This is a genomic window from Winogradskyella sp. Asnod2-B02-A, assembly GCF_045063645.1.
In the GTDB taxonomy this organism is placed as follows: domain Bacteria; phylum Bacteroidota; class Bacteroidia; order Flavobacteriales; family Flavobacteriaceae; genus Winogradskyella.
On the sequence record NZ_JBEFOG010000026.1, the window covers coordinates 279017 to 296585 of the forward strand.

Sequence of the window (17569 nt, forward strand, 5' to 3'; positions counted from 1 at the left end):
TTTAATCTATAAAAACAACATACTATTCTTATAGTATAAATTGACCTATTTGTAGATAAATAAATGGTCTAGGTATATTTTACTTTTTATTAGGTTAAATGGGTAGTTGATTTGTGGAAATTCTATAAAACAAATGTTTAAATCCTATCTCAAATTATTTTCGGTAATTGTTATTTTAATGGTTACCATTTCCTGTTCTACGGACACAACAGAAGACAGTCTCATAGCAGGTGAAGACTTTACCAGCACTAATATTAGAGTCTTATCTATAGATACATTTTCAGTTCAATTTTCTACTATGAAGTTTGATTCTATAACCACATCAGACAGCAGTAGGTTGTTAATAGGAAAGTATGAAGACAATGATATGGGAATTGTGAATTCTTCAGCTTATATGCAACTAAGTACATATTATTATGATTTAGATAACGAGGCTGTTTTGGATAGTGTAGGTTTAGTTCTTGGTTATGATACTTACTATTATAATGATACTACACAAGTTGCAACGCTTAACATACATAAGTTAACTAACAAAATGAGTACAGATGATACGTATTTCTATAATACAACTGAAACAGCTTATGAAACAACACCGTTGATGACTCATTCTTATGTGCCTACACCTAATAAAGATTCTCTTTTTGTAAAATTACCTTACACGTTTGGAGAAGATTTATTTAATGATATTAGAGATAATAATATTACAGATGAGGAGTCATTATATCAAAAATTAAAAGGATTAACTATACAGCCAGGAACTGATGATAATGGGTCTATTATAGGTTTCTCTACATCTAGTGAAGACACATATCTTCGATTTTTTTATACCATTCCAGATGAATTAGAAAGTGAAGAATACACTTACGATATATCTATAAGTAGCTATTATAATAATATAAAATCTGATGTAACAGGTTTGCCTTTAGAAGCCATTACAGATCAAGAATACAACTTATATTCTACAGAAAGTGACGGTATTAGTTATAATCAAGCAGGTACAGGATATGTAACTAAAATTGAATTTCCTACACTAAGAAATATCTATGATATTAGTACTGAAGGCACCATTTTAGATGCCATACTTTATATAGAACCTAATATTGCTTCACATTCAGATGTTCAGCCTTTAAGCGAAGAATTATTGCTCTACACTATAGATCAAAATAACGATTTGGCTAGTCAAATTTCAAGTACAACAGATGATGCTACAGGGGTATTAACGAGTGATGATGCCGAATTTAATGATAAAATATACACGATTCCTGTAATTGATTTTATAGATCAGAAATTAAATGAGACAACCACTACAGAAGATGCTCTTATTTTAATTTCAAGTGATTTTAATTCAACAATAAATAAAATAATATTTAACGATAGTGAGCGCTCTAATTATAAAACCAAACTAATAATAACTTATGCTATATATGAATAAATCGAAATACATTATTATTACGGCAATATTATTAGGGCTATTTGGCCATTCACAATCTAATAATTTAACGGGTTCTCCATATTCACTTTTTGGCTTAGGTGTAGAAAGCAATTCTGGAACTGGTAGAAATGGTGGGCTCGGTAAGACTGGGATAGCTTTAGACGGTAATTATGGAATTAACCTTTATAACCCAGCGTCATTTGCAACATTAAATCCAGATGAGTTTATTTTAGACTTCGGTGGAACGGCTGAAATATCTAGCTTGTCTAATGGAGATTTAAGTGAAAATAAATCAGTTTATAATTTTACAAATGTGTCTTTTGGATTTAATAGTAAAGGGAAATACGGCATTGTGTTAACAATTAAACCTGCTACTAATGTTGGTTATGAATTAGTTGGGTTACAAAGTAATATTGAAGGAAGTAACGAGCAATTTATTACTAATATTCAGGGTACTGGTGGATTAAATGAGGTGAGACTAGACTATGGTAGAAAAATAAGCGATAATTTAAATGTTGGAATAAAAGCTTCATATTTATTCGGAACCATTGAAGAGAGTGAATCTATAATCACCACAAATAGTTATTTAGATGTTACAGAAGAAAATTATTATGGTGGTGCACAACTTGGGTTGGGATTACAATATAAATTATTAGAGAAGCATAATTTTGGGTTTACAGTAGATTTTCCTACAGTTTTAAAAGGAACACAAGATGTTGTAATTGGCAAATACTCAAATGCAACGTATTCTATATTAGAGGAAACTGAAGATGAAAGTATAGATAGTTTTTACTTACCCTTAAAAATAGGATTTGGCTATAGTACAAAGATTAAAAACTTACTCTTATCAGCAGATTATAATAAAAGTTTCTGGTCTACTACAAACCAATCGGACGCTATAGGAAGTTATACAGATCAAGATATTTATGGTTTTGGAGCTTCTTATACTGTTGATCCTTCGAGTAAAAAATATTGGAAGCGTGTAGACTATAGAATGGGTTTAAATTATAATTCAGGTTATCTAAAAGTAGATGATACAAACATAGATACTTATGCTGCAACTTTAGGATTGGGTTTACCAGTAGGCAGGCGTTCAAAATTAAATGTGTCGTATTCGTTAAGTAAAAAAGGAACGACAGATAGCATTTTAATTGAAGAGTATGTAAATACTATTAGTCTTAATATTTCATTGTCAGACTTATGGTTTCAAAAACGAAAGTATCAATAAGTGTAATTTCTAATCGATAGAATACTATAATTCATATAGCGAATTATCGCAAACGTCTATCGCTTTTTATTAATATAGGATATCGTTTCATCTTTGTAGTGTAAAATAAATACACTCAAAAATGAAACGATTTTTTATTATCATAACGCTACTAATAACTCAGATTGTTTTATCGCAAGAAAACGATTCTGAAACATCAAAATTATGGACTTTAGAAGATTGTCTTCAATATGCGTTAGAAAACAATATTACTATAAAAGATGCGACTTTAAATTACAACCAAGCAGCTGTAGATTATAGTGAAGCGAAATCGTCTAGATTACCTAATCTTTATGGTTCTGCTTCCGAAACGTTTTCTAACGGAAATTCAATTGACCCAATTACAAGCGATTATGTTACGGACCAAATTTACAGTACTAATGTGAGTCTTAATAGTTCTGTAACCTTGTTTCAAGGCAACCAGATTAATAATCAAATTGCACAAAATGAGTTGTTACTGAATCAAAGTGTCTTTTTAGAAGAAGAAACTAAAAATAATATCATAGTAAGTATTCTAGAAAACTATTTGCAAATTCTATACGCCAAAGAAGGTATTACTATTGCAGAAAACAACTTATTAGCGTCAGAAAAAGAAGTAGAGCGCGCTAAAGCAAGATTAGATGCAGGTACTATTGCGTTAAGCGATTACACAGAAGCACAGAGTCAGGCAGCAACTAATAAATACGCAATCATTACCGCTAAGAATACTTATCAGCAATACATTATTGCGTTAAAACAATTACTAGAATTAAACCCAACTCAAGATATAGAAATTGAAACCTTAAGTGACGATGTCGACTATATTACCCTAGAACTCGATAAAATAGAGATATACAATAAAGCATTAGGTATTCTACCTGAAGTTAATGCGAGTAAAATAGGAGTAGAGGTGAGTGAAAAGGATTTAGATATTGCTAAAGGTGGATATTTACCAACCTTATCTCTTGTGAGTAGTTTGGGATCTGGATATACCAGTGTAAATGATAATAATTTTTCAGACCAGTTTGATGTTAATTTTAATCAACGTGTTGGACTGTCTTTAAACATTCCCATCTTTAATAGAAATGCAACAAAAGCAGCAGTACAATCGGCACAGATTAATATAGAAAAAGCACAGATAAGTCAGCAATTAGTTGAAAAAGAAGTATACAAAAAAGTAGAAACAGCATACCAAAATGCAGTGTCTGCGCAAGAACAACTCATTGCAGCAGAAGCGTCAAAAGTAGCGGCAGAACAATCCTATAATCTAGCACAGAAAAAATACGAATTAGGTGCCTTAAGCACAACGGATTTAGTGATTAGTCAAAATACCTATACCAATACACAACAAAATTATTTACAAGCAAAATACTTGAGTATTCTGTATCATCAATTACTACAATTTTATCAAGGAAATGATATTAAACTATAATCAACAAAGTCATGAAAAATAAGAAAACAATCATAATCGTCAGCATCATAATAATAGTACTAGCAGCTGTAGCTTACAGTTTTATAAAAAACGACGATGCCATAATAATAGAAGCTAAAACAATTACTGCAAAAAAATCTGATGTTACCACAATGGTCACTGCTACAGGAACAATTGAACCAATTACGCAAGTGGAAGTGGGTACACAAGTATCTGGAGTTGTAGAAAAAATATACGTAGATTATAATAGTGAGGTCAAAGAAGGGCAACTTATTGCTGAACTAGATAAAACAAACTTAAAAGCTTCGCTAACACAAGCACAAGCAGCTTATGACAATGCAGTGAGTCAAAGAGGCTATTTGCAAACTATTTTTGATAGACAGAAAACACTTTTTGAAAATCAGGTAATCAGTAGATCAGATTACGATGATGCGCTTTACAATCTTCAAACAGCAAAAGGCACCGTAACACAACGTTTGTCAGATTTACAATCCGCCAGAACCAATTTAGGTTATGCTAATATTTATTCACCTATTGATGGAGTTGTTTTGTCTAGAGATATAGACGAAGGGCAAACCGTAGCTGCAAGCTATAGCACACCAACTTTATTTACAATTGCACAAGATTTAAAGGAAATGCAAGTAGAGGCAGATGTGGATGAAGCTGACATAGGACATGTAAAAGAAGGGCAACGTGTAGAATTTACAGTAGATGCCTATATAGGAGAAACATTTAATGGTGTAGTAACACAAGTGAGGTTAGATCCTACAGTAACCTCTAATGTAGTAACCTACACGGTTGTAATTAAAGCAGAAAATGAAGATTTAAAATTAAAACCAGGTTTAACAGCAACCATTTCTATTTACACCCTAGAACTGAATGACGTATTAACAGCAGAAGCCAAAGCCATCAACTTTAAACCGCAAGCGGAACTATTAGCAACATATAATAAGCAACATAATTTAACTGAAAGTGCAGGTACTATTAATAATAGTGATAACACGCTTTGGGTGCTAAGTAATAATGGAGCCATAATCCCAAAAACAGTAACACTTGGAGCTAGTGATGGTGTAAATATTCAAATATTAAGTGGAGTTAACGAAGGTGAAAAACTAGTTTATAGTTTAAAAGGTGTTACAAAATCTGAAGCGCAATCTGCTGGAGCAAACGAAAGTCCATTTATGCCACAACGTCCAGGCGGTAACAAGAAAAAATAACAACCATGAGTAAAGCAATTATAAAAATTGAAGATTTAAAACGAGAGTTTACCATGGGTACCGAAACGGTGCATGCGCTAAGAGGTATTTCGTTTGATATTAAAGAAGGCGAATTTGTAACCATCATGGGATCTAGTGGATCTGGTAAAAGTACATTATTAAATATTTTAGGCTGTTTAGATCAGCCCACTTTAGGTACTTATGAAATTGATGGAGTAAGTGTAAAAGATTTGAGTAGAAATGAGTTGGCAACTATCAGAAACGAAAAAATAGGATTCATTTTTCAATCCTATAATTTATTAGCGAGAACCTCAGCAATCGAAAACGTAGAATTACCCTTATTATATAACAGTAAAGTAACTTCCGAAGAGCGAAGGAAACGAGCAATCCAAGCATTAGAGATGGTTGGTTTAAGCGACAGATTGCATCATACACCTTCGCAGCTTTCGGGAGGACAACAGCAACGTGTGGCTATTGCAAGATCTTTAGTAAATAATCCGGTGATGATTTTGGCAGATGAAGCTACAGGAAACTTGGATACTAGAACATCTTATGAAATTATGTCTTTGTTTCAGGAGTTAAACAAAAAAGGAATTACCATTACGTTCGTAACACATGAACCAGATATTGCCACCTTTAGCAGCAGAACTATTGTACTCAAAGATGGAAGTATCATGCAAGATTATAAAAACCATAAAGTACAATCTGCGGCAGTAGAATTGGCTAAATTACCTAAACAAGACGATTAATTATGAGACTATTAAATTTATTTAAAATCGCGACTAAAGCAATCGTTCTTAATAAAACAAGAACCTTGCTCACCATGTTAGGTATTATCATTGGTGTAGCATCGGTAATTGCTATGTTGGCCATCGGAGAAGGATCTAAAGAGAGCATAAGAACAACTATCTCTGCTATGGGATCTAATATGATTACTATTAGACCAGGTGCAGACGATAGAGGTCCTGCTAGAGGAAGTGGAGGTGATGTGCAAACCTTGACGCTAAAAGATTACGAAAAAATTAAAGAAGATGCCACATTATTAAGTTATATCACTCCAGTAGTAAATGTTGGAGGTCAAGTAATTAACGGCTCTAATAACTGGCCAAGTACCATTTATGGTGTAAATCCAGATTATTTAAATATAAAAGTAGTCGATTTACAAAGCGGAAGTATGTTTACAGATGCTGAAGTACAATCAGCTTCTAAAGTGGCATTAATTGGCCAAACCGTGGTAGATAATGTCTTTCCTGATGGTCAAGATCCCGTAGGACAAATGATTCGTTTTGATAACATTCCGTTTAAAGTCATAGGAGTTTTAGAAGAAAAAGGAGAAAATACTTTCGGACAAGATCAAGATGATGTGGTGATTGCTCCATTTACAACTGTTCAAAAACGAATACTTGCTATTGATTATTTAAATCAAGTTATGGCCTCTGCAGTAAGTGAGGATGATGCACCAAAAGCTGTTGAGCAAGTTACAGAAATTTTACGTTCACAGCATAAACTTATGGACAGTGAAGACGATGATTTTACAGTACGTTCTATGGAAGAATTAATTTCAACTTTTAGTTCAACAAGCGAAATGTTAACCGTTCTATTAGTGGCAGTTGCAAGTATTTCCTTATTGATTGGAGGTATCGGAATTATGAACATTATGTATGTGTCTGTAAAAGAACGTACCAAAGAAATTGGATTGCGTATGGCAGTAGGAGCCAAAGGAGCAGATATATTAATGCAGTTCTTAATTGAAGCGATTTTAATCAGCATCACGGGTGGTGTTTTAGGTGTTGTTTTAGGGCTTGGTGCAACAGTTTTTATTGAGAATTTTTTAAACTGGCCAACAAGTGTCGCCTTGTATTCTATTATTATATCTTTTGCTGTGTGTGCTGTTACAGGTATCTTTTTTGGGTGGTATCCTGCAAGAAAAGCATCAGCTTTAGATCCTATAACTGCTTTACGTTACGAATAATAACCATAAAAAGTTTTCAAAATGAAATTTAATAGTTTAATAATAAAGTCAATATGTGTCACTATGTTGATTGTAGGTTGTAAAAATTCAGACACAAATAAAGTAATTGTACCTAATAATGATATTCATTTTGTGTTATCCGATACTGGTCAAGATAAGTATTATGATAATGAGGGTAACGAAATTAATAAGCCTATTAAAACGGATGATTATTACGGTCAAGATGCTCAGTTTACAAGTATTGCTTCTGCTTATAAGGATAATAAAAACGGAACAGTTACGGATTTAAACACCGGTTTAATGTGGCAGAAAACACCAGATTTTAACCGTCATAATTTTTATGAAGCTTTCGATTATGTGGATGACCTTGAGATAGGTGGCTATACAGATTGGAGAATGCCAACGATTAAAGAATTGTATTCACTACTCAATTCTAACGGAGAATTATTCCCTCAAGATTTAAATGCGTCAAAACCTTATTTAAATACTGATTATTTTGATTTTGAGTACGACAAACGGATGCCATTCGCAGGTCAATATTGGTCGAGTACTAAATATGTGAAAGGACCACTTCAAAATATAAAAATGGAAGGTGCCTTTGGGTTCAATTTTGCTGATGGCCATATTAAAGCCTACGAAACAGGTTTGTATTATAATGGAGATACTGGAGTTAGAGATCCTGGTTGCTTTGTAAGAGCAGTGCGTGGAAAAGAAAATGTATATGGCATAAACGTTTTTATAAATAATGACGATGGTACAGTTACTGACAACGCTACAGGTTTAATGTGGCAGCAAGTAGACGATGGAGATACCTACAATTGGAAAGATGCATTAAAAAATGCAAAGAATAGCAAACTAGCGGGTTATAATGATTGGCGTTTACCTAATACAAAAGAACTGCAAAGTATTGTAGATTATGATAAGAAAACCATTCCTGCAATAAATGAAGCGTTTTTTAAATGCACTAATAACGATAGTTGGTTTTGGACAAGCACTACGCAAGGAGATTTTAAATATACAGCTTGTTATATCGCTTTTGGAAAAGCATATAGTAAAGACAATAGTGATGCAAAAGACTACTACGATTGGCATGGTGCAGGTGCGCAACGCTCAGACCCTAAATCAGGTAATGTTGAAGATTACTTAATGGAATCTATTAATGCAGCAGATTCAATACGAATTAAAAATTATGTACGTCTAGTAAGAAATGTAAAATAAGAACTGAAGTTAAATCTTATATTTTAAAAATGATGAATTATAAAAAAGTAACAAAAATAGGGATACTAGTCATCGGGCTTATTCTATTTTCAGCATGTGGTTCTAAAGAAAAAAAAGAACAAGAAAAGCAAAACCAAGATCATACAGAGCAAGGTGAGCAAAAACAACGAAACGAAAAAGAAGGAAGACCATCCATAGCAGATCTGTTTGCTGAAATGGATAGTAATGAAGATGGTAAATTATCTAAAACTGAAGTTAAAGGACCTTTACAAAGTGATTTTTCTAAAATTGATAGCAATAATGATGGTTTTATTGAGGAAGATGAATTAAAAAATGCTCCGCAACCATCGGGAGATCAATCTCAAGGAAGACCACCAAGAAACGATAAGCAACTACCTTCAATAGAAGAAGTATTGTCTACAATGAAAGATAAGCAGAATGATCAGTTAACCATTTCTGAAAATAATTATATACTTCCAGTTACAGGACAAGTTAAAACCTATGATGATAGAGGAAAAACACTAAACAATCTTAAGCCTGGTGATCCTTTTTATGGACAAGATGGTAACTATCAAAAAGGGCAAAAAATGTCTTATACAGATCATGGAAATGGGACGGTAACAGATAATGTAACCAGATTAATGTGGGCACAAGATCAGTCTGATGATAGTAAAGGTTGGGTAGAAGCTTCTGAATATTGCGAAAACTTAACACTTGGAGGCTATTCAGATTGGCGTTTACCAACTATAAAAGAACTTTGGTCAATTAGAAATCAATCTACAGGTTGGCCTTATGTTGATACGGACTATTTTCATTTAGTCAGTGAGGATGGTGCAGAACAACGCGATCAGCACACATGGTCTAGCAATTATTATTTAGTAAATACTCCAGAATCGAAAAAGAGAGTGGCTTTTATTGTTAATGATTGGACGGGTCATATTAAAGCGTTAGACGGGAGACGTTATGTTAGAGCAGTACGTGGTGGTTTGTATGGTATTAATGATTTTGTAGATAATGGTAATAACACAATCACTGATGAAGCAACAGAATTAATGTGGTCTAAAACTGATAGTAAAAAAGGAATGAATTGGGAAGACGCTCTTGCTTACGCTGAAAATTCTGAATATGCAGGCTATTCGGATTGGCGTTTACCAAACGTTAAAGAATTACAAAGTATTGTTGAATATTCTGGTGTTTTTCCCGCAATAGACACCACTTATTTTGATATTTCTAAGATTACAAACGAAGCAGGTAATTCAGATTATCCATATTTCTGGACAAGTACATCTGCAGGTAGTGAAAAAGTAAGCGGAATGTATTTTGCTGATTATGTAGCTTTTGGTTATGCTGTAGATCATAGTGGTGAAGATATTCATGGTGCTGGTGCTGTTCGATTTGATACCAAGGTAAAAGACGGTCCAGAGCCTAGAAATGAAGAACGGATTACTAATTATGTAAGATTAGTTAGAGACGCCAATTAGATATTTTTTAAACTTAAACATAGTATCAAATGAAATTAATTGCTGTTAACATAAAAATAATAGGACTTTTTATTATCATACTGCTCGCAATGTCTTGCAAAAGCGATAAAAGACAGTATACAGAAGAGAAAAGTACTAGTCAAAAGGAATTAAAAGCCAAAAGTTACGTGCAGATTGCAACAGGACAAGTGTTGACTTATGGTGAAGATGGAGAAATCCTAGAAGGTTTAACACCTCAAGATGCACTGTATGGCCAAGATGCCAATTATTTAAAAGGTAAAACAATGGCATACACCAAAAATGATGATGGTATAATTACCGACGAAAATTCTGGATTGATGTGGGAAGAAGTTCCAACATCCGAAGGTTTCGATTGGCAAGGTGCTAAAGATTATGCCGAAAATTTAGAACTTGGCGGTTATGATGATTGGAGACTACCTACTGCAAAAGAATTGTATTCTATTAGTGATTTTAGCGAAGGATGGCCTTATCTAGATACTACTTATTTTTCTTTAGTGAATAATACCCATGTCGATAAAAGTGAACAATATTGGACAAGTAATCAATACGTTGGTCATACAGAAGAAGGTCAATATGCTGCTGTCTTTGGTGTTAATCATGCCACAGGTCATATTAAAGCTTATCCAGGTGAAGAGCCAGAAGATAGAGGTGATCGTAAAGGACCTCCTCCAGGAAATCAAAATCCACAAGGACAAGAAAGACCAGAAGGTGACGACGAAGGACAACGACCACCACCACCAAGTGAAGGCGAGAGACCTAAGGGCAACCCGATGTTAAAACATGTGCGTGCAGTTCGTGGTCAGGTTTATGGAGTGAATGATTTTCAAGATAATAGTGATGAAACTATTACGGATAAAGCATCAGGTTTAATGTGGTCTAAAAATGATAGTAAAAAAGGTTTAGATTGGAAAAATGCCCTTTACTATGCAGAACATGCAACTTTGGCTGGATATTCAGATTGGCGTTTGCCTAACGTAAAAGAATTACAAGGTATCGTTGATTATGATTTTGCACCAGGAGCAAAAGACACTTCAAAAGAAGGGCCTGCTATAGATCCTATTTTTAATACTTCAGAAATCACCAATGAAAATAACGATTTAGATTATCCGTATTTCTGGTCAAGTACTTCTGCACACTTTCAAAAAGGAAAACCTTTTTATTATGCATGGTATGTGGCTTTTGGACGTGCAGTAAATAACGAAGGTTTAGATTTTCATGGAGCAGGAGCTGTAAGGTTTGATACAAAACATGAAAATGGACCTGCAAGTGAAGGCGGAGAACGGTATTACAACTATGTGCGTCTTGTAAGAAATGATAAATAAATATTAGTAAACACTATTAAAAGTATAATATATAGAAAAAGGATAATTACTTTTTAGGCTTAAAGCACAACAATATTCGCAAGATTTATTCAGTGCAAAAGCAGTAATTAGTAGTGCCATAGTAGAAGTAAGTTCAGCACAAATAGATGTAGAGAAGGTTGGAAAAACTAAATAAACAAAACACCTTAATTAAATTTAAGGTGTTTTTTGTTTAATACTATAAAATCCCATCGATAGAATGACGGTTTCGGTATATTAAATATCCGAAGCCGTCTATTATGGTATAAGTACCTCTTATGTATATTTATCTTTGAAAGGCATTGAAAAAAATATAAAAAATGAAAAAAGATATAAATTTCGGGTTATTGTTGTTAAGAATTATAATAGCTGGATTAATGCTATTTCATGGCATTGCAAAATTGAATAGTTTAGCTGGTATAGAAAACATGCTTACTGAAGCTGGTTTACCAACTTTTATGGCTTACGGTGTATATATTACCGAATTGGTTGCTCCAATACTAATTATTATTGGGTTTAGAACACGAATAGCATCGTTGGTTTTTTTCTTAGGAATGATTACTGCTCTTTTTTTAGCGCATTCCGATGCTATTTTTGCTATTTCAGAAAAAGGAGGTCTAGAAAATGAGTTACTTTTGCTTTACGCATTTGGAGGCCTAGTATTCTTTTTTACGGGTTCCGGAAACTATGCGGTATCTACTTCAAATAAGTGGGATTAATTATAAATAATATAACATGCATAAAAAGATTAAAATAAATATCCTTACTCATATTCTTGTGTGGCTCGTTCTGTTTAGTATGCCATATCTTTTATCGTTCGGACAGGAACAGAATATTTATAGAATTATTGCTCATTTCTGGATTCCAATTATATTTTATGCTTGTATATTTTACAGCAATTATTTTGTTTTTATAGACCGTTTTTTATTCTCAAAAAAGACAACACAATACATTTTAATAAATGTTGTCATTATTGCTTTATTCATTTTTCTAAGAGAGCAGATTGAACTTACCTTTTTTGAAGCATATATTGAAAAACCTGATAAAAAGAATGGTGATGCTCCACCTTTTAAAATGTTTGTTTACGTACAAATGTTATTTTTTATGGTGCCTTTATTATTTTCTATAGCTATAAAAACGACTAAACGTTGGATACAAACAGAAAACGAACGTAAGGAAGCCGCTCATATTAAACTAAAGTCCGAATTACAACATTTGCATTACCAGCTACAACCACATTTCTTTTTTAACTCGCTCAATAATATTTATGCTTTAGTAGATATTTCACCAGATCAAGCTAAAACATCTATTCATAGTTTAAGTAAATTGATGCGTTATATGTTGTATGATACTAATGAGGAATTAGTACTTCTGTCCAAAGAAATAGATTTCATGAAAAAGTATATTGATTTAATGAAATTACGTGTTTCTGATAAAACAGTAGTTAATTATAGCTTCCCCTCTGAAGAAACAGGTATTAAAATCGCACCATTACTCTTTATTTCATTAATTGAAAACGCTTTTAAACACGGAGTCTCAGCAAGTAAAGAAAGTTCTATTCAGATTGATATGATTGTAAATGAAAATACAGTTGTATTTACTATTAAAAATGATAATCTTCCAAAAAAGACAGATGATAAAAGCGGTTCAGGCATTGGGCTACACAACATTGAAAAACGTTTGGAATTATTATATCCTAATAAGAGTAGTTTTACCACTCAAATTAAAAACGATCGTTTTATAGCAGAATTAGAAATTGAAACCAACTAAAATGATTAATGCAACAAATAGAAAATTATACTTATGAAAAATACACTTATAATTATCTGTTTTTTGATATTGAATGGCAATCTTTATGCACATGAAGGTGGACATGGAATTCCTTTAAAACAATGGGAGTTAAAGACAGCAAATGAAATAATAAAGGCTAATTTTATTAAATATGAAAATGATAAAGTTTGGCTTATGGATAACAACCATGCTATTAAAACTTTTCAAATTTCAGACTTTACAGAAGCAGATCAAAAATATATTAAAACCAAAGGTAAATTAATACATGCTTTAAATAGTAGTACAGTTGTTGAAGCCAATTCTCAGTCAGTATTAAATTTTAATGTTATATTGGTTGGTTTAGGTGTTTTCCTTTTGTGCTTTTCAGTTTATAAATTAATAAAACGAAAAAAGGCAATGTATTTCACACACGGAGTATTTGGCTTAGGTGTTATTTTAATTGTGTCTTGTAAAAATACCAATACAACTAAAACGAGTATTGCACAAGTTCCACAAAATAACGTTTCGGTGATGCGAACGCTTTTTGAAAAATTTGACGGTGTTACTACACATACAGATGACAATTATCTTTATATTTCATCAAATGGGTTACCAGATCATGATATGATGGTAGGCATAACCAACTGGCAACAACAAGTGCCTATTAAACAGAATTACACAGATGACAATAGTTGGGCTATTCCTACAAATCCAAAAATGGCAGAGCATCCGCTATCTACAAAAACTAATTTACTTAAAGGCGCCATTGCTGTAGCGGTTAATGGTATTCCTATTTTTAACCCTTTAAACAATAGAGGTGAAGATGCAAATGCTATTGGTGAGCTAGATCATTGGGGAGGACATTGCGGACGTGCAGACGATTACCATTACCATTTACCACCATTGCATTTACAAGACCAAGTAGGTGCAGGTAATCCAGTAGCATATGCTGTAGATGGGTTTCCGGTGTACGGAGAAACAACAGATGCTTTAGACGAATACCTTGGTAAAATGAATGCGGATGGCTCTTATCAATATCATACCATTAAAGAATACCCTTATTTTATTGCAGGTATGAGAGGTGAAGTAAAATTAGATCCAAAAACAAAAGCACCAGAAAATCAAGTGTATTCGCAACCTAGAACACAAGAATTACGACCTGCATTAAGACCACTTCGAGGTGCTGAAATTATTGATTTTAAATCTTTAGGGGAAAATTCATATAGATTAACATACAATTTAGATTCAAAAGAATACATTATAAATTATAGTTGGGATGGTGAAGATAATTATACCTATCAATTTATAAATCCAGATGGTACATCAACAGTTGAAACTTATAAACCTAGAGAAAAATGAAACATTCAAAATTTTTGGTTCTTCTCCTGGTTTTATGCTTTATGTCTTGTAAAAATAGCAGCAAAGACATTACAAACGTGAATCATGATGATTTTAAAACCATACATTCCAATTTTAATCTAAAGAGTATGGCTATAGAGAATGGTGTTTTATTAGATACTTACAAATGTGAAGAAAAGGTGAATGATGTTGAAAACTCCATACCGCTGTCGTGGCAAAATGTACCTGACGGAACTAAATCGCTAGCGATTGTAATGTATCATTATCCAAAAAAGGATGATAAAACAGAAATCAATTCATATCTGCTATTATGGGATATAGATCCTAAAACAACAGAAATACCATACAAAATGGCGTCTAAAGGCCATTGGTTTATGGGAGCAAATAAAGACGGAACAGCAATCTCTTATACATCACCTTGTTCTCGTGGAAAAGGCAAACATGAATACACTATAGCGCTTTATGCTTTAGCTGAAACACCTACTACATTGCCTAAAAAGCACAGTTTAAATGTAGATTATAACGTGTTTATGAATGCATTGGATACCGTGAATATTATAGATAGAACGACTTTAACATTTATAGACACCAAATAAATAAGACTATGATTCAAATAAAAAAAATAGGGTTAATGCTTCCTTTTTTAGGGATAACTATGTTAGCTTGTAAAAACAGTTCTAAAACAGTAAAAACCGAAACAGAGGTCGCCAAAACACAGGTTTATAACGGTACAGCTTCGGTATCTCAAGGACCTGCAAAAGTAATCACTGAAAATATTTTTGAATGCGATAGAGGTAGAAAAGCTCCAATAGGCACATCTATAGCTACAGATAGTACTAAATGGACAGTTCCTGCTGAGGTGAATTTTTCCAATGATAGCTTTCCTATGGCTTCAGATTTGTTTAATCCATGTACTAATGTGGAATATGCATCTGCAAAAGAGGCATTAGCGGCTTTAGACGGAACAGATATTATAGAAGTTGATGCAGGTGGAGAAGTTATTACAGCTTATGTCTTTGCCGATAATTATTTTGAAATGTACATTAATGGCATTCCTGTTGGAAAAGATAATGTGCCTTTTACTCAGTTCAATTCTAATATTGTACGCTTTAAAGCGAATATACCGTTTACAATTGCCATGAAATTAGTCGATTGGGAAGAAAATAGTGGTATAGGTTCTGAGGCTAATAGAGGCCAAGCCTTTCATCCTGGAGATGGAGGTATGGTCGCCGTTTTTAAAGATGCTAAAGGAGATATAATTGCTGCAACAAATTCCGATTGGAAAGCTCAGACTTTTTACACAGCACCTTTAAAAGATTTATCTTGTGCTTCAGAAAAAGGAAGTTTAAGATTAAGCAACAATTGCAGCACTGAAGCTTTTAATGAAGGCAAAGATTCTTATGCATTACATTGGGAAACACCTGTTAATTGGCAATCTGTAGACTTTAATGATAAGGAATGGCCTAATGCTACAGAGTATACAAATAAGACGATTGGTGTAGATAATAAACCAGCATACACTAACTTTACAGATGTGTTTGATAATAGTATAGTAGATGCTAAATTTATATGGTCCTCTAACGTTATTTTAGATAATGAAGTTATTGTTAGATATACTGTAGAATAAACATTTTTTAATTACTTTGAACTAGAAACAACTAAATTATGAGCAATCTTAAAATTACTTGCGTTATTGTAGATGATGAGCCAATGGCACTCAATTTAGTAGAAAGTTATGCAGAAAAAACTCCTTTTTTAGATCTTAAAAAAAAATGTAGTAGTGCGCTTGAAGCTATGGAGTTTATAAAATCAAATCCTGTAGATTTATTATTTCTAGACATCCAAATGCCCGATTTAACAGGTATAGAATTTTCTAAAATGTTACCTAAAGAAACACGTGTTATTTTCACTACTGCGTTCGATCAGTATGCTTTAGAAGGTTTTAAGGTAGAAGCTTTAGACTATTTGTTAAAACCTTTTGATTATGCAGAGTTTTTGGCAGCAGCCAATAAAGCAAATACCTATTTTGAGTTGGTAAAAGGACAGCAACAACACAGCGTATCTGAAGAAAAGGAATTCTTGTTTGTAAAATCAGAATATAAACAGCTGCGCATTAAGTTGGCTGATGTACTCTATTTTGAAGGCTTAAAAGATTACATCAAAATTTGGTTAAAAGACAATCCAAAACCTGTCTTAACATTAATGAGTTTAAAATCTTTGGAAGCAGAACTTCCTAAAACTCATTTTATGCGTGTGCATCGTTCGTTTATTGTGGCCTTAAATAATATCGATGTTATTGAGCGCAGTCAAATTATAATCAACAAGCAAAGGATTACAGTTTCAGAACATTATAAGCCTAAATTCTTAGAGTTTATCAATAATAATTCTTTAAATAATTAAGTCAATTGTATTTCGTCTATAGATTCTCCTTTTTTAAAGGTAAAAAAGGTGTATTGGTCTATTTTCGTTTACAGTAGAAGTAATAAAAACTACATTTGTACCAAATAAATACAGATATTCTTAAATTATGAAAAAAATCGTACTATCATTAATTGTAGTGGTTAGCATGTTTAGTTGCAATAGCGTTAAAAACGTGAATACATCAACGGTTGCAGATGCAGCAACATTATTAGGTTCATTAAGTTCTAATTCTACAGTGCAGCAAATAACGAGTTTGTTTTCTTTATTAGATACTAATAAAGATGAAGCTATAAGTTCAACTGAAGCAATTGGTTCAGTGGCAGATAACTTTAATGTTTTAGATACAGATAATAATTCAAGTCTTAATCTAAATGAATTAACAGGTTTATTAGCGCTGCTAAAATAAGACCCCTAGATTGATTAATAGCAAAAGAAGGTATACTTTAAATAGTATGCCTTTTTTTAGGTCTAAAAAGTTCTAATATACAATACACAAGAAAACAAATCTATAAAATCAACGCGTCTATAGGTAAAATCATTCCCGTCGTCGATTTCACTTTTTTCAGTCTTAAATTGCGTATACCTTTAAACTATAAGAACAAAATAGAGTCTTATTTATAGACAACAAAATCTTAAGTTCAACAGTATTAAATTTTAGAA

16 protein-coding genes are annotated in these 17569 nt (G+C 32.8%); all 16 read left to right on the forward strand.

Annotated features, from left to right (window positions below):
• Nucleotides 1-133: 133 nt before the first annotated feature.
• Nucleotides 134-1432, forward strand: coding sequence for a DUF4270 family protein (locus ACJJVO_RS04745; protein ID WP_405571085.1), 1299 nt, complete (start codon nucleotides 134-136; stop codon nucleotides 1430-1432).
• Nucleotides 1425-2660 carry a hypothetical protein gene (locus ACJJVO_RS04750; RefSeq protein WP_405571087.1) on the forward strand — a complete coding sequence of 412 codons (1236 nt, stop codon included), beginning with the start codon at nucleotides 1425-1427 and terminating at the stop codon, nucleotides 2658-2660. The genes ACJJVO_RS04745 and ACJJVO_RS04750 overlap by 8 nt, the downstream gene beginning before the upstream one ends.
• 121 nt (nucleotides 2661-2781) lie before the next feature.
• Nucleotides 2782-4110: a TolC family protein gene (locus tag ACJJVO_RS04755; protein ID WP_405571089.1), complete on the forward strand. Its 1329-nt coding sequence runs from the start codon at nucleotides 2782-2784 to the stop codon at nucleotides 4108-4110.
• A gap of 11 nt (nucleotides 4111-4121) precedes the next feature.
• Nucleotides 4122-5327 (forward strand): efflux RND transporter periplasmic adaptor subunit, encoded by a 1206-nt coding sequence (locus ACJJVO_RS04760; RefSeq protein ID WP_405571092.1) that lies wholly within the window; start codon nucleotides 4122-4124, stop codon nucleotides 5325-5327.
• Nucleotides 5328-5332: 5 nt separating this feature from the next.
• Nucleotides 5333-6076 carry an ABC transporter ATP-binding protein gene (locus tag ACJJVO_RS04765; protein WP_405571095.1) on the forward strand — a complete coding sequence of 248 codons (744 nt, stop codon included), beginning with the start codon at nucleotides 5333-5335 and terminating at the stop codon, nucleotides 6074-6076.
• A gap of 2 nt (nucleotides 6077-6078) precedes the next feature.
• Entirely contained in the window at nucleotides 6079-7299 is a 1221-nt protein-coding gene (locus ACJJVO_RS04770; protein WP_405571097.1) for an ABC transporter permease, read from the forward strand.
• Nucleotides 7300-7320: 21 nt separating this feature from the next.
• The gene (locus tag ACJJVO_RS04775; RefSeq protein WP_405571099.1) at nucleotides 7321-8517 is read left to right on the forward strand and encodes a DUF1566 domain-containing protein; all 1197 of its coding nucleotides are present in this window, start codon (nucleotides 7321-7323) and stop codon (nucleotides 8515-8517) included.
• A 29-nt stretch (nucleotides 8518-8546) separates the two neighbouring features.
• Entirely contained in the window at nucleotides 8547-9998 is a 1452-nt protein-coding gene (locus ACJJVO_RS04780) for a DUF1566 domain-containing protein (RefSeq protein WP_405571102.1), read from the forward strand.
• Between the two features lie 29 nt (nucleotides 9999-10027).
• The gene (locus ACJJVO_RS04785; RefSeq protein ID WP_405571104.1) at nucleotides 10028-11341 is read left to right on the forward strand and encodes a DUF1566 domain-containing protein; all 1314 of its coding nucleotides are present in this window, start codon (nucleotides 10028-10030) and stop codon (nucleotides 11339-11341) included.
• Nucleotides 11342-11679: 338 nt separating this feature from the next.
• Entirely contained in the window at nucleotides 11680-12078 is a 399-nt protein-coding gene (locus ACJJVO_RS04790; protein WP_405571106.1) for a DoxX family protein, read from the forward strand.
• A gap of 16 nt (nucleotides 12079-12094) precedes the next feature.
• A complete protein-coding gene (locus ACJJVO_RS04795) occupies nucleotides 12095-13129 on the forward strand; it encodes a sensor histidine kinase (RefSeq protein ID WP_405571108.1) in 1035 nt (344 codons plus the stop codon).
• A gap of 33 nt (nucleotides 13130-13162) precedes the next feature.
• The gene (locus tag ACJJVO_RS04800) at nucleotides 13163-14488 is read left to right on the forward strand and encodes a YHYH protein (RefSeq protein ID WP_405571109.1); all 1326 of its coding nucleotides are present in this window, start codon (nucleotides 13163-13165) and stop codon (nucleotides 14486-14488) included.
• A complete protein-coding gene (locus ACJJVO_RS04805; protein WP_405571112.1) occupies nucleotides 14485-15084 on the forward strand; it encodes a YbhB/YbcL family Raf kinase inhibitor-like protein in 600 nt (199 codons plus the stop codon). The genes ACJJVO_RS04800 and ACJJVO_RS04805 overlap by 4 nt, the downstream gene beginning before the upstream one ends.
• An 8-nt stretch (nucleotides 15085-15092) precedes the next feature.
• A complete protein-coding gene (locus ACJJVO_RS04810; RefSeq protein ID WP_405571115.1) occupies nucleotides 15093-16115 on the forward strand; it encodes a hypothetical protein in 1023 nt (340 codons plus the stop codon).
• A gap of 38 nt (nucleotides 16116-16153) precedes the next feature.
• Nucleotides 16154-16888: a LytR/AlgR family response regulator transcription factor gene (locus ACJJVO_RS04815; RefSeq protein WP_405571117.1), complete on the forward strand. Its 735-nt coding sequence runs from the start codon at nucleotides 16154-16156 to the stop codon at nucleotides 16886-16888.
• A 127-nt stretch (nucleotides 16889-17015) separates the two neighbouring features.
• A complete protein-coding gene (locus ACJJVO_RS04820) occupies nucleotides 17016-17315 on the forward strand; it encodes a hypothetical protein (protein WP_405571120.1) in 300 nt (99 codons plus the stop codon).
• Nucleotides 17316-17569 lie beyond the last annotated feature (254 nt).